This window comes from Hymenobacter swuensis DY53 (assembly GCF_000576555.1).
Lineage (GTDB): Bacteria > Bacteroidota > Bacteroidia > Cytophagales > Hymenobacteraceae > Hymenobacter > Hymenobacter swuensis.
The window spans coordinates 1689325-1703677 of sequence record NZ_CP007145.1 but is presented as its reverse complement, the minus strand read 5'-3'; the positions used below and the strand labels follow the sequence as shown (position 1 = coordinate 1703677).

Here is a 14353-nt window from a genome sequence, read left to right as displayed (position 1 = left end):
ACTGGCCAAATTCAACCTGTACTTTTCCGGGAAAGTGCCATATCAACTCTTCGGTTATTTTGACCGCGACTGGTAAGTAAGCCCTTACGAAACAACAGCCGTTAGCTATTGCACACGTCTGGCAAAGCCCTGCTTTTCCCACCTTATTCCAGGCATCCTTACCGCCCTAGAATATATACAAAAAAGACCTGCGTCGACAAAACCATTTCCTACCAAATAACCAGTTCTTTGTTGACACCGGCTAAGCCTCTATTTTCAGGCCAGTGAATTCAAATATTCAGAATATTCACTAGCAAACCCCTCCATAAACACCACAATCATTCCCATTACCGTCTACAATAGGTCAACACACTATCAATCCAGGATCTTATCATGAAAACATAATTAGCATAAAACGCTTCCGGCAAGCCAACATCCAAAGCACATATTAGTCAATACAACATCATATATTATCAATTCAAAACTACCTACCATTGACACTCTTTATTGGCGAATCGGGAAACCACAGGGCTTTTATGGTGTATTGACACTGGCTTTGCCCATACGCAGATGCCCTACCCAGCGCGAGGGGAAACCGTCCTTCTGGGGCACCCAACCGGCCTACCGCTGCAAAATCCAATTATAAAGAAACCTACTTACTACCTAGGGGGCATTGTTTTTATCTGGTCGAACCCTTTAACTTGCGGTGTTTCTTAACGATTTGGTGATGTTGAACGCGGAATAAAGTAGTCGGTACAGAATGGGTCACTCACCCGGTACCGTACTCACTTTCCGCTGAGAAGGACCACTAAATTCCCACTCCGGTCTGACCGGAAAAATCCATTTCAACCCCTAATTCTTTTTCAATGAAACACCCCTATCTAGCGAAACTGGCGCTGCCAATCCTGCTCGCAGGTGCAAGCGTGAGCAGCGCATACGCTCAGGGAATCGGGACGGTGAGCGGCCGTGTACTGGACGAGAAAGGCGAAGGCATGCCCGGCGTCACTGTAATCATTGAAGGCACCAATCTGGGTGGCTCCACCAATTCTGACGGTTCTTTCTCAATACAGAATGTACCTTCCGGCCCGCATACCCTCATCATGTCGTTCGTGGGTTACACCACACAGCGCCAGAGCATCAGCGTAACGGCCGGCCAGAACACGGCCGTCAGCAGCCTGACGCTTTCGGAGAACACCACGCTGCTTAACGAGGCCGTGGTAATAGGCTACGGTACGCAACGTAGACAGGATCTGACTGGTGCTGTGGAGCAGATTTCAGAGAAGCAGTTTGTGAAAGGCCAAGTAACTAATCCCGAGCAGTTGGTGCAGGGTAAAGTAGCCGGCGTACAAATTACGACAGGCGGTGGCGCACCAGGTACAAGCTCTCAGATTTTGATTCGGGGTGGTTCTTCTTTATCGGCCTCCAACTCTCCGTTGATTATCATTGATGGTGTGCCTGTCGATAATAATGGGTTAGCTGGCGCGACTAACCCACTGTCGTTGATCAACCCTAATGACATCGAAAGCATTACGGTTTTGAAAGATGCCTCCTCCACAGCTATTTATGGGGTACGGGCTTCGAACGGTGTAATTCTGGTAACTACCAAAAAAGGGGTGCAAGGAGAGGCGTTTCATGTGAACGTGTCCACTCAGCAGTCTATAGCTAACGTTGTTAAATATTCCGACATACTTTCTGCCGATGAATTCCGGGAACTGGTGAACACCCGGGGCACGGCTGGCCAGAAGGCCACTTTAGGCACGGCCAGCACCGATTGGCAGCGCGAAATTTACCGCTCAGCCTATACGTCTGATAACAATGTAAGCATCAGCGGCAATGCTGGCAAAGTGCCTTATCGGGTTTCGGGTGGTTTCCTCTCGCAGGAGGGTTTGCTGAAGGCCAATGACCTCAAGCGTTTCAGCGGCGCGTTGAGCCTCACGCCCGTATTACTCAATGGCAACTTGCGCGTTTCCGTGAACGTAAAAGGCTCATGGATTGACAATAACTTCTCTAACCAAGGTGCCGTAGGCAATGCCGTAACTTTTGACCCCACGCAGCCTATTCAGGTAAATGGTACGGAAGGCAACCCTTTCGGTCTCACTCCTGCTCAGTTGGGGGCTTATGGCGGCTACACGGAATTCAACAACAGAGACGAAAACGGCGTCGTTTCGCTGAATACTCTCTCGCCCCGCAACCCGCTGGGCTTGATTAACCAGCGTCGCGACCGGAGCACGGTGAAGCGTAGCATTGGAAACATCCAGTTAGATTACAAACTCCCATTTCTGACGGGGCTGAGTGCAAACCTGAATCTGGGCTACGATATCCAGCGCGGCCGAGGTACCACATTCGTGCCCGCCACTGCTGGTTCCGATTTCAACCGTCAGGGTGTTAACAACAACTACTCGCAGGACTTAGATAATACCTTGCTCGAAGCTTACGCTAAATATGAGCGTACCATTGGACCGGGTCGGGCTGAATTGTTAGCTGGTTACTCCTACCAGAAGTTTGACAACCGCAGCTACGTATTCAATGATTTCCGAGCCGATGGCAGCATCTTCGCGCCGGTATCTCTGAGCTACTCGGGAGAGGACACTTATCTGAATACCAACGTATTACTCGGCTTTTTTGGTCGTCTGAACTACAATATATCTGATAAGTACCTGTTCACTGGTACATTCCGAGCGGATGGGACGTCGCGTTTTAATCCTGACCATTTCGGGTTCTTCCCCTCCGGTGCCTTCGCGTGGCGGATCAAAGGCGAGGATTTTCTGAAGGATGCCACTGCCATTTCCGATCTGAAAATACGCTTAGGCTACGGCCAGACCGGGCAGCAGGACTTAGGCGGCAATTTCTACCCCTTCCTGGCTAACCTCTCGCTCAGCAACCTCACGGCGCAATATCAAGTGGGCTACAATGCCGATGGCACCCCGCGCTTCCTACGTACCCTACGCCCTGACCAGTACAACGGTGATATTACTTGGGAAACCACTACCACGTACAACGCCGGTCTTGACTATGGCTTCTTCGGTGGTCGTTTCTTTGGTTCGGTGGATTTCTACAAGCGTGACACGGAGGATTTGTTAAACTTCCGGCCAGTAGCAGCTCTGGCTGGCCTCTCCAACGGTGGCACTTTCAACACTGGCTCCCTCACCAACAAGGGCGTGGAATTGATTGCCAACGTAGATGTAGTGAAAGGTGACCGGCTGAACATTACGGTGAATGCCAATGCAACGTACAACCGCAACCGCCTCACCAAACTCACTGGCTCTGATTCGCCTAATGACATTGGTCAGTTGACGGGTGGTATCAGCGGCGGCGTTGGTAATACCATTCAGGTAAATACAGTGGGCTATTCTACCCAAACGTTCTATGTAAATCAGCAGGTGTATGGACAGAATGGGAAGCCTTTGGAAGGTGTGTATGTAGACCGTGACGGTAGCGGCACCATTACCAGTTCTGACCGGTACCGTTACAAGTCGGCTCGTCCGGATTACGTGCTGGGTGGCGGCGCCAACATTTCTTACGGTGGGGCTAACCTAGCCTTCACGCTGCGCTCCAACCTTGGCAATTACGTGTACAATAATAACCGCGCGAGTAGCTTCTACGATTTGAGTACCAGCGGCTTTGTTCCTAACCGGAATCGAGAGGTACTGAACTCAGGCTTCTCCAGTGCTCAGTACTTCTCCGATTACTTTGTGGAGAATGGTTCCTTTCTGCGGATGGAGAACGTTACACTCGGCTACAATTTTGGCGAAATGGTGCGCAAAGGCACGAACTTAAGCCTGTCCTTCGCGGTTCAAAATGTATTCCTCCTTACCAAGTACAAGGGACTTGACCCAGAGGTAATTGGCGGCATCGACAATACGATTTACCCGCGTCCTCGTACGTTCACTGTCGGTCTGAATCTCGGTATCTAATTCTTCCCATCATTCGCCTTATGACACACAACAAATTCACCCGCATGTTGGGAATGCTGGCGCTAACGGCCGGACTCTCTTCCCTGACTACTTCTTGCATTAACGACTTGGATCAAATTCCGGACTACTCTGCTAACTCCGAAGTAGTGTACCGCGATCCAGCTCAGATTGAACAGGTATTGGCGCGACTATATGCGACCTTCGCCGTGAGTGGCCAGAGCGGTCCGGCTGGCTCGCCTGATATTACGGGTATTGACGAAGGGTTCTCAAACTATATTCGTCAGTATTGGCAGCTGCAGGAAATTACTACTGATGAGGCCGTGCTGGGCTGGAATGACGGTAACCTGCCTTCTGTAAACACTTTGCAGTGGAATGCCGACAATGAGTTTGTACGTGCCACGTATGACCGTATTTATTACGAAATTGGTCTGTGTAACGAGTTTATTCGCCAGACCACAGACGCACGGCTTAGTGAGCGTGGTATCAATGGTGACGCTGCTGCTACAGTACGTACGTACCGGGCTGAGGCCCGTCTCCTACGTGCGCTTTGCTACTGGCATGCAGTTGACTTGTTCGGCGGTGGTCCATTCGCTACTGAAGAAGCCGCAATCGGAACGAACCCACCTTATCGCAATCGGGCCGAGTTATACCGTTTCGTAGAAACGGAATTGTTAGCCTTAGATGCTGGTAATGAACTGCTAGCACCCCGTGCTGTATATGGCCGTGCTGATCAGGCTGTATGCTGGACGTTATTGACCAAGTTGTATTTGAATGCTCAGGTGTATACGGGCACGGCTCAGAACACGGAAGCCATTACTTATGCAAAAAAAGTACTGGCAGCCGGTTACACACTTAGCCCCGTATACGCTAATCTGTTCCTAGCTGACAACAATACCTCTAGCGCAAAAAACGAGATTATCTTTCCTATTACGTTTGACGGCTTGCGTACCAAAACCTTTGGTGGCATGACGTTTTTGGTGCATGCTCCCGTTGGTCGCGGCGTATCGCCAACCAGCGCAGGCATCAACAATGGCTGGGCGGGGCTGCGGGCCAAGCAGAACCTGACGCAAATCTTCAATGGCTCTAATGCCGATGACACGCGACGGGCTATGCTCTTTACCCGGGGCCAAAACCCAAACGTTGATTCTCTCGATCAGTTTAGCAGCGGGCCTTTAGTTACCAAGTGGCGTAATGTAACTTCTACGGGCAGAGGTGGTTCTGACTCGCAGCAACAAGGCGGTGAAGGTAACTTTGCTGATACCGACTATCCAATGTTCCGTTTGGCTGATGTGCAGCTCATGTATGCTGAAGCCGTACTTCGTGGTGGTTCTGGTGGAAGCACTGCTCAAGCCGTAGCGTATGTGAACGAACTCCGCACTCGTTCTCAGGCTCCTACTGTGGCCAGTCTCACTCTCAACAATATCTTAGATGAGCGGGCTCGGGAACTGTTTTGGGAAGGCCACCGTCGTACCGATCTGATCCGTTTTGGACGGTATACATCGGGTAACAACTGGCCCTTCAAAGGAGGCGTACGTGCCGGCCGCGATGTGGAGCCCACGCGTGTACTGTTCCCCATCCCTAACACAGATATTGTAGCCAATCCCAATCTGGCAGGTCGTCAGAATCCTGGTTACTAATCCCAGGGTATTTCTCTGGTTTTTGGAATTGATTTCTTATCAAAAGGGTTAAAAATCAATTCCAAAAACCAGAGAAATCTTGCTGAATTTCCCACTCATTATCGACTTTTCATGAAAACTTGGATTACTCGAACTGTTGCCGGTGTATTTGCCTTGGCAACTGTTACTTTGGCATCTTGCGAAAAAGATGAAGACAAAGTAGTTATCAACCCAGAAGCCTCTGCTACTCTAACGGCTTCTGCTACGTCTGCTACCATAACTACGTCGAATTCTAGCGCTCAAGCAGTAACTTATTCTTGGAATAAGGTTGACTACGGCTACGATGCTGCAGTGGTATACACATTGCAATTTGCCAAGCAAGGAACCAATTTCGCAGCCACTCAGGATTTTAACGCCGGCAGCAATCTTAGCAAGTCATTCACCGTAAAAGAGTTGAACGACCTATATAATGCTGTGGACTGTAGTCTCCCTGCGACCCCTACGCCTTTTCCACTGGAGGTACGGGTGAGAGCGACAATTGGGGATGCAGTGCCTGCTGTAATTTCTCCGGTACAAACGCTGGTAGCATCTCCTTATCCTGACTTCATAGCTCCTACTGACCGGTGGGGCTTAGTAGGCCCAGCTGGTGATGGCTGGCCTGGTGCTACTGCTACTGACCGTAATTTACCTTATGACTGCCGGGTACGCGCTTATGTGGCCCGTATGGCACTCAATGCAGGTCCTTTTAAATTCCGGCGTAATCAAGACTGGGGCACCAATCTTGGCGGCCCATCGGGTGATTTTACCAAAGGAATTGCCTTAACTCAGAATGGTTCGGACTTGGTGATTACAACCCCTGGTACGTATACTGTTAAATTAGAAGTTGGTACCGATGCTGCTGGTGCAGCAACTGGTAAAGTAACTATTACTCCCTAGCCCTACTTACCGAATACAATAAAAAGAGCCACTGGTATACCAGTGGCTCTTTTTATTGTATTCGGTACACAATAATTTTTATTGTGTACCGAAATAAGAGGGCATAATACGCCAAATTATAGTGTATACCCAAAAAAATTAATACCGCTTGTTTACCTGTACTCCTTGCACAATTGAAAATACTTATGGCCAAAATACCTTTGCTGCATAATTATTGAAATAGTTTTACCGAAGGGTGCCGGACACGCGTGATGCGCATCCGGCACTCTTCGGTAAAGCATGCTTATTACAGCACAGACAATTGCTGGGCCGTAGTCTGGTCACCTACCCGCAGTTTCACGAAGTAGGAGCCGGCCTGAAGTGCCTCTAGCGGCTGCACCTGGGTACCGCTACGCCGTCCCAAGCTAAGTTGCTGTACCCGCTGTCCTAGGCAATTGAACACTTCCATTTGCACATCTTGCTGGCCGTTTGGCACTTGATAACTAACCTGTGCCGTACCAGCACTAGGGTTTGGATAAACATTAAATTTCAGCGCGGAAGCAATGGCATTACGGTTAGCCAGAATCCCGGTGCTCAAGTTGTACGTAACATTTTGGCGGCCAGCCAAGGTCGAAAAATTAGGAGACGAACCTAAGTCAGTTGTCTGACCTACTACCTGAGGTAACACATCAGAAGTGAAAGCACCACCGTCTTTCACGTAACCTACCATCAGATTAATCTGGCTGCTAGCGGTCAGGCCCATAGCGGCCAGATCGAACTCCATTTCCAGCCCAGTGCCAGCGGTTGTTGCCGCCGTCAGGTCGGCCGATTTCACCAGTGCCACTCGTGTGCCAGTGAAAGGGCCCGTCGTTGCGGAGAAAGTCAAAGCCGTGCCGTCCTTTTTGCCGGCACCCTGGTAGCTGTCCGCGACCGGAGCCGTATTACCGCTGGTGTAATCGACAAAGCTGTAGTACACATCAGTCATATTGGAAGGAGATAAGGTGGCGCGCACCCCATAATCCGTTTCCATGTCCATCGTGGGTGTATGCTTCAGCGGGCTGTCACCAGCTGAGCCGCCTTTGAGTTGAGTACCTGCCGCTACGCCCGCTTTACCGGGCACATTCAGGTATACCACGTAGCCGGGATAATCGGTAGCTGTTTCAGCAGAGCCCACCAGCATTACGTAGAGCTTCGTGCTGCTCGCACCAACGTACAACGACTGTAAACCTTTGCCGGTTACTGAATGTGTCCCGGCATAAGTACCAGCCAATTGGTATCGGTTAGTACCAGTTCCGATTTCGGTAGCTGCTACTTTGCCGTCAAGTACAATCTGGGCACTAGCCGAAAACGACGTAGCAGTTAAAAGCCCAAGGGCAGCCAGAGTAAAGGATTTTTTCATGGTATTTGAAAAATGAAGAAGTGAAAAATACTGCGCGTTACCCACGGGTGTGGCAGAGGATTAAAAGTACAAAATGTACGTTGCTGAAGCCTCATTGGTTAGTAATATATTGAGCACTTACTCACTTTTTTTACTCACTAGATTCATTCTGGCTAACTTTTATTGTATACCTCTGCGGCCAGCACTATTTCTTAGCGTCGGATTTTTTTGGTTTCCTTTCCAATAACTGTGGAACTTGCGTTGCGTATCACCGTGCGTGGTAGTAACCGGACACTTTCTTTTCTTCACTTTTCCGACCTAATATGATTCTTATTGCCGACGGCGGCTCGACCAAGAGCAACTGGTGCCAGCTTGATAACACGGGCAACCGCGTGTACTTCAACACCGAAGGATACAACCCCGATTTCATGAGCACCGCGGCTATCGCGGCTTCGCTTGACAAAAACCTACCCGACAACCTGCCCCGGCAGGAAGTGACGAAGGTGTATTACTACGGCGCGGGCGTACACAACGCGGAGAAAGCAGAGCGGGTGGCGGCTGCCATGCGCGAAACCTTTCCCAATGCCAACGCCTACGTGGCTGAGGATCTGCTGGCGGCCGCCCACGCGCTGTTGGGCAACAAGCCGGGCTTCGCGGCCATTCTGGGCACGGGCACCAACTCCTGTCTCTACGACGGCGAGAAAATCACCTACAACGTAGATTCGCTGGGGTATTTCCTAGGCGACGAAGGCTCGGGCTCATTTATTGGCAAGCGGCTGCTACGAGACTACCTGCGCGGCTTGCTGCCCGATGGGTTGCAGGAAATATTTCAGGAAGAGTTCAAGCTCACGCGCGACGAAATTCTGGACCGGCTCTACAACCAGCCGCTGCCTAACCGGTTTCTGGCCAGCTTCGCTAAATTCACATACGACCACAACAACATCAGCTACTGCCGCGACATTGTGGTACAGGGCTTCGAAACGTTCTTTGACAACCTGGTGCGGCACTACCCCAGCTACCAGGAATACACATTCAACTGCGTGGGCTCAGTGGGCTACAACTTCCGCGACGCCCTCACCCAGGTAGCACGTAGCCACAGCATGGAAGTGGGCAAGATCATCCGTTCCCCTATTGATGACCTGGTGGCTTACCACGAAGAAAATCTAAAGTAAGTACCACAAGTCAACTTCAAGGAGACATCTTCGATAGCCCATAACGCAAAAAAAAAGCGGCCGCTTTTTTTTTGCATTCGGTAGCAACAGCCTAGTGCTGCACTACCAACCGGATAGTTTGCTGCTGCTGACCAGTGCTCAGGCGCACAATGTACACGCCGTTGGACAAGTTCTGCAGGGGCAGCTCCACCACTTTCGGGCCGGCCGACTGGCGGGTAGCGGGCAGCGTTTGTACGGCGGCTCCCAGCAGGTTCAGTACGGTTACCTGCACCGTGCTGGCCTGGGGCAGCTCATAGCGCAGCTGAGCTGCTGAACCAGCGGGGTTTGGCCAGGCCGTGAGTTGCAGAGCGGCTGCATCACGCAACTGCTGTTTCGTGCCGAGAACCAACTGCTTCTTTTTCAGGCGGGTGGTGGTATACACAGCGTATTCGCCGGGCTGAAGCGAAATTGGGCTGGTGGTGCTCGTTACAGTAATAGAGTCGCCGGAGAGATAGTTGTACCACTTGCCGGTGCGCTGGAACTCGGGGTTCACGCTGGTAGCCGTCACGTCGAAGTTACCGATGATGGTTACGTTCTGGGTGGCGCTGGTCAGGTGAATGGTTTTACCGGCGCCGGCCAGGCTCTGGGTGTAGCTGGTGGGGTTTTCAAACACCGGGTCAGCCTTTTTCAGAGCAATCAGGTAGCGGTACGTGTCATAGAGCTTACGGCGGGCGGCCACCTGCTGGTAGTTCCACAGGATGGGCTTGTTGCCCACGCGGCCGTTCTGGTCGATGCTGATATCGTACCCCAGCTCACCGAACTGCCACACCATTTTGGGACCGGGCACCGTGAAGAAGAAAGCGGCTGCCTGCTCCTGCCGCGCCAGAGCCGTCGTGAGGTCCTTGGTAGAATAGCTGCCCGACTGGTTGCCGTACGTGAGGTTCTTGAACATCAGACGCTCCTCATCATGGCTTTCCATATAGGTCACCAGATTCGGCTGCGACCAGCCCCGGGCACCGTAGTAGCCGCCGCTGAAGTTGGAGTTAGGCAGGTAGCCCATGGTGGCCTCATTATAGTCGTGGTTCATATTGCCCCACAGCATAAAGCCCATGTTTGACAGCGCAATTTCTTCGTTGTTGGCGGCAAAATGCTCCAGAATCGGGTACAGCGTGGGGTCCACGGCCACCATGGTATTGTAATAGTCCTGCCAGATGTTGATGCGCGACTGGTCGAATTGGCCCCAGGCGTTTACATCGTTGGCGTTGTTGCGCTGGGTAAAGCCTTTGCTCAGGTCAAAGCGGTAGCCATCTACGTGATACTCCTTCAGCCAGTACTCCATCACGCGCTTGGAATAGTAGCGGGTATCGGCACTTTCGTGGTTGAAATCGTAACCAACGTTGAAGGGGTGCGTTGCGTCGGCATTAAACCAAGGCGAGTTGGCTGTGGGTTTGCCAGTGGCGGCATCGAAGTACATCTGTACCATCGGGCTCTGGCCGAAGGCGTGGTTCAGCACCACGTCCAGCACTATGGCCATACCCCGGCGGTGGGCCTCATCAATGAAGCGCTTGAACTCATCTTTGGGGCCGTAGTACTTGTCGGCCGCGAAGTGGAAGGACGGGTTGTAGCCCCAGCTTTCGTTGCCCTCGAACTCGTTCACGGGCATCAGCTCGATGCAGTTCACGCCCAGCCGCTGCAGGTAGCCCAGCGTGTCGCGTAGGGTTTGGTAGTCGTGGCGGGCAATGAAGTCGCGCAGGTGCAGCTCATAAATCACCAGATCAGTGCGCTTTGGCTTGGCGAAGTTGGTTACCTGCCAGGCATACGGAGTCTGGTTGGTTTGCAGCACCGAAACGATACCGGTGGTTTTGCCGGTCGGGTAGGCTTTCAGATTGGGATACGTAACGGCCGGAATGAAGTCGTCGTTATTAGGGTCAAGCACCTTTTCTGCGTAAGGGTCGGCTACGCGCAGGCTGCCGTCTACCAGATACTGGTAGGCATACTCGCGGCCGGGCGTGAGGCCATTGATCTGCACCCACCAGTTCTTGCCGTCAGGCGTTTTGTTCAGGAAGGCTCCGGTTTCGGGCTGCCAGTTGTTGAATTCGCCAATGGCGTACACGAACTGCTTGCCGGGAGCCGTCAGGTTCAGAAGTACCGAGGTACCGCCGTTCAGGTACGTCACACCGTCCTTGGCACCGGCCGGCAGCGCGGCTACCGTCACTGCGGGGCGCACTACATACACTACGGAGTCAGTAACGGTGGTGGCACCACTGGTAGCGGAGAAACGCACCACGTTGCGGCCGGCCTGCGAGATAGTGGCCGTAGTGCTAAGGGTAGTACCCGTCTGCTGAGCCAGGGTAGTACCGTTCAGCGCAAACTTCAGGGCGGCAGAAGTAGAGGCCTCACCCGTGAGGCTCACCTGCGTGCCCGGGGCAACAAACTGCGCGCCCGTTACCGAAGGAGCCGTGATGCGCGCCGTGAGGGCACCCTGCGCCACATCCAGGAAAATATCACCGCCATTGGCCGCCCGGCCGACGATAGTGCCGGTGCCGTTGCGGAACAGGATAGCTATTTTCTGAATCTGCTCGGTAGCCGGAACGTTGTACCAGGCACGCACGCTGGGCGTGATGGCCAGCGTATATATGTTGGGGTTCGTGGTGCTGCGCGTGAGCTTTACCGAAGGATCGGGAGCGTTAAAGTTCGTGAACTTGACATGCTTCCAGTCGGAGTTGGTGGTACTCAGGTTGGTGACAACGCCGGTGTGCGCGTACACGTCGCCGGTGAAGTTGGCTAGTGCTCCATTGCCCTGGGTGGCATCGAAGGTCAGGGTCACTGCGTCGGTGTCGCGGAAGAAGGTAGGTTGGGTGGTGACCACCTGTGCCCGCAAAACCGGCATAGCGCTCAGCATTGCCACCAGACTCAGTAAAAGTCGAAGTGTTTTCATGTAAGAAAGGGGTTGGGAATTTTGGAAAGTTGACGTAAAAACCAATCCTATATTAACCTAACTTGCTGCCTAAGCAAACAAACAGGCGCAAGAGGGCATTAAAGATAAGGTAACCACTCACACACCACCAAGTCAACAGCGGCTTTTCTTGTAGCTTTAAGCCCTTTTTAATTCTCTTCTTCTCTGCTTGTGCATCAATCGTCCGCCTCTTTTTCGTCAGTAGTACAAGCGGCCAGCCGAGCGGTTCTATTCGTGGCCTTCAGCTTCTGTCTTCAGCCGGCCGTAGCCCAGGCGCCCTTGGCAGCCGTGCCAGCGGCTACCGACAGTGTAGCCGCGCCGGCCGGCCGCCTCAACCAGCGGCTGCCAGTGCTGGCCGGTGGGCTGGTGGTGTCGTACTCGGCCACGATGTACTTGCTCAGCCAAGGCTGGTACACGGGTGAGCGGAGCCGCTTTCACTGGTTTGATGATTCGCACGAGTGGAAGCAGATGGACAAAGTAGGACACTTCTGGGGGGCGTTTCACGAAAGCCGGGGCGCCGTGGATATGTTGCGCTGGGCCGGTGTGCCCGACCGCCGCGCCACCTGGTACGGAGGCTTTGTGGGGTTTCTGCTGCAAAGCCCCATTGAACTGCTCGATGGCCGCGACCCGCAGTACGGCGCGTCGGCTACCGATCTGGCCGCCAATTTCCTGGGCTCGGCCGGCCTCATCGGGCAGCAGTTGGCTTGGGGCGAGGTGCGCCTCATGCCCAAATACTCGTTCCACACCACCCGCTACTCCGCCATGCGCCCCAACGTGCTGGGCCGCAGTCTAGCCGAAAAGCATCTGAAGGACTATAACGGCCAGACCTACTGGCTCTGCGCCGATGTAGGGGCCTGGCTCCCGGCTACGTCGCTCTGGCCTCGCTGGCTGCAGCCGGCTCTGGGCTACGGGGCCCAGCAGATGGTATTCAACGACCCGGCCGCCAACGCGGCCCTGGGCCTGCGCCCTTACCGGCAATACTACCTGAGCCTAGACGTGGATCTGCGCCAGATTCCGACCCGCAGCAAGCTGCTGAAGCGCGTGTTCTACGTGGCCAGCATCTTCCACCTGCCCGCCCCCGCCCTGGAATGGAACCAGCGGCGCGGTTTCGTAGCGCACAGCCTGTACTATTGATCCGACTGCTGGCCTACTGCGTAAACCAGTACCAGTAGGGGGCCAATTTGCACCTACCTTTGCTGTTTGCTATTCCACCCGCACTTTTCTTTCCCTTGATATGAACGTTGGAGACCGTGTACGCCTGCTCACCGGGCGCGAAGAAGGTATTGTCACCCGCCTGCTCAGCGACGAGCTGGTTGAGGTAGCCATTGATAACGATTTCACCATTCCGGTGCTACGCCGCGAAGTAGTAGTGGTAGCCGCTGAGGAAACCAAAGCTTTCGGCCAGAGCGCCGCCGCCATTGCCTCCGAGAAGAAAGCCGCCGCCACCGGAGCCGCCCACGCGGCCCGCGCTGCCAAGGCCTCGGGTAACTCCACAAGCGCACCGCAACCGGCCAAATCGGAAGGCCCCGCCCCGGTGAAAGCCGATAAAACGATGGCCCCGCCGGTGCAGAAAGGCCTGTATCTGGCCCTCACCCACCAGTCGCCGGAGCTGCTGGCGTTATACTTGGTCAACCACACCGAGCGGGACGTGCTCTACACTTTCGGCGAGGACCGTCAGGGCAAGTACCGCGCCCTCCGGGCCGAAAAGCTGGAAGCCAAGGCCGCCAGCCCGGCCCTGGGCCACTGGCACCTCAAGGATTTCGACCAATGGCCGGCCGCCGTGGTGCAGCTCTTGCCCTACAAGTTCAATGGTACTGAGGCCTTCGAGCTGCTCACCAAGCGGCTGCAGTTCAAGGCCGCCAGTTTCTACACCAGCCGCCAGCCCAACGTGCCAGTGCTGCAGCGCGAAGCCTACCTCTTCCAGTTGGATGAGAAGCCCGCCGCCCCGGTTGTTATTGCCCCCGAGAAACTGGCCGAAACCCTGAAAGCCCAGCTGACCGGCAACGCTCCCGCCAAACCCGCCGCCGTAGCCCCGGCCCCCGAGCCTGCCAAGGCCATCGTAGCTCCATCCCATGAGGTGGATCTGCACCTGGAAGCCTTACTGCCGGAAGGGGCCGAAGGCATGAGCAACACCGCCATCCTCAAGCTCCAGCTCGAAGCCTTCGAGGACACCCTAAGCCGTGCCCTGGCCACCAACATGCACGAAATCGTGTTCATCCACGGTTCCGGCAACGGCACCCTGCGCAAGGAGCTACATAAGCTGCTCAGCCGCAACCGCGACATTAAGTTCTTCGAGGATTCAAAGAAGGAGAAGTTCGGCTACGGTGCCACACTGGTGCGGCTAAAGTAGATTTGACTGAAACTAAGTCTGCCCCGGAAAGCTATTGACTAGTAGCTTTCCGGGGCAGACTTATTAATTACACACTCTCTCATGTCTATTCGTT

General features: G+C 53.7%; 8 protein-coding genes. 6 read left to right on the top strand and 2 right to left on the bottom strand.

The features are described from left to right. Nucleotides 1-845 precede the first annotated feature (845 nt). The 3 genes from HSW_RS08735 (at nucleotide 846) to HSW_RS23455 (ending at nucleotide 6445) form a co-directional block, all read left to right on the top strand. The gene (locus HSW_RS08735; protein ID WP_044001611.1) at nucleotides 846-3893 is read left to right on the top strand and encodes a SusC/RagA family TonB-linked outer membrane protein; all 3048 of its coding nucleotides are present in this window, start codon (nucleotides 846-848) and stop codon (nucleotides 3891-3893) included. Nucleotides 3894-3913: 20 nt separating this feature from the next. After that, entirely contained in the window at nucleotides 3914-5530 is a 1617-nt protein-coding gene (locus HSW_RS08730) for a RagB/SusD family nutrient uptake outer membrane protein (RefSeq protein WP_052346270.1), read from the top strand. Nucleotides 5531-5641: 111 nt separating this feature from the next. Then, nucleotides 5642-6445 carry a SusE domain-containing protein gene (locus HSW_RS23455; protein ID WP_071883087.1) on the top strand — a complete coding sequence of 268 codons (804 nt, stop codon included), beginning with the start codon at nucleotides 5642-5644 and terminating at the stop codon, nucleotides 6443-6445. Nucleotides 6446-6731: 286 nt separating this feature from the next. Here HSW_RS23455 and HSW_RS08725 read toward each other — a convergent pair whose 3' ends face one another. Continuing rightward, on the bottom strand, nucleotides 6732-7868 hold the full coding sequence (locus HSW_RS08725; RefSeq protein ID WP_155832889.1) for a T9SS type A sorting domain-containing protein: 1137 nt from the start codon (nucleotides 7866-7868) through the stop codon (nucleotides 6732-6734). A gap of 257 nt (nucleotides 7869-8125) precedes the next feature. Between HSW_RS08725 and HSW_RS08720 the strand changes: the two genes are divergently transcribed. Further along, nucleotides 8126-8974 (top strand): N-acetylglucosamine kinase, encoded by an 849-nt coding sequence (locus HSW_RS08720; RefSeq protein WP_044001609.1) that lies wholly within the window; start codon nucleotides 8126-8128, stop codon nucleotides 8972-8974. 91 nt (nucleotides 8975-9065) lie between these two features. On the opposite strand, the gene HSW_RS08715 is transcribed toward HSW_RS08720, so the two are convergent. After that, nucleotides 9066-11891, bottom strand: coding sequence for a DUF4961 domain-containing protein (locus tag HSW_RS08715; protein ID WP_044001608.1), 2826 nt, complete (start codon nucleotides 11889-11891; stop codon nucleotides 9066-9068). Between the two features lie 252 nt (nucleotides 11892-12143). On the opposite strand from HSW_RS08715, the gene HSW_RS08710 reads away from it, so the two are divergent. Further along, on the top strand, nucleotides 12144-13043 hold the full coding sequence (locus tag HSW_RS08710) for a DUF2279 domain-containing protein (protein WP_231501378.1): 900 nt from the start codon (nucleotides 12144-12146) through the stop codon (nucleotides 13041-13043). A gap of 100 nt (nucleotides 13044-13143) precedes the next feature. Next, a complete protein-coding gene (locus tag HSW_RS08705) occupies nucleotides 13144-14259 on the top strand; it encodes a Smr/MutS family protein (protein WP_044001607.1) in 1116 nt (371 codons plus the stop codon). Nucleotides 14260-14353: the final 94 nt, after the last annotated feature.

Bases quoted from the DNA above. Each gene is read 5' to 3' on its own strand.
- HSW_RS08705 (WP_044001607.1), top strand. From the start codon at position 13,144: ATGAACGTTGGAGACCGTGTACGCCTGCTCACCGGGCGCGAAGAAGGT.
- HSW_RS08730 (WP_052346270.1), top strand. From the start codon at position 3,914: ATGACACACAACAAATTCACCCGCATGTTGGGAATGCTGGCGCTAACG.
- HSW_RS08715 (WP_044001608.1), bottom strand. From the start codon at position 11,891: ATGAAAACACTTCGACTTTTACTGAGTCTGGTGGCAATGCTGAGCGCT.
- HSW_RS08735 (WP_044001611.1), top strand. From the start codon at position 846: ATGAAACACCCCTATCTAGCGAAACTGGCGCTGCCAATCCTGCTCGCA.
- HSW_RS23455 (WP_071883087.1), top strand. From the start codon at position 5,642: ATGAAAACTTGGATTACTCGAACTGTTGCCGGTGTATTTGCCTTGGCA.
- HSW_RS08720 (WP_044001609.1), top strand. From the start codon at position 8,126: ATGATTCTTATTGCCGACGGCGGCTCGACCAAGAGCAACTGGTGCCAG.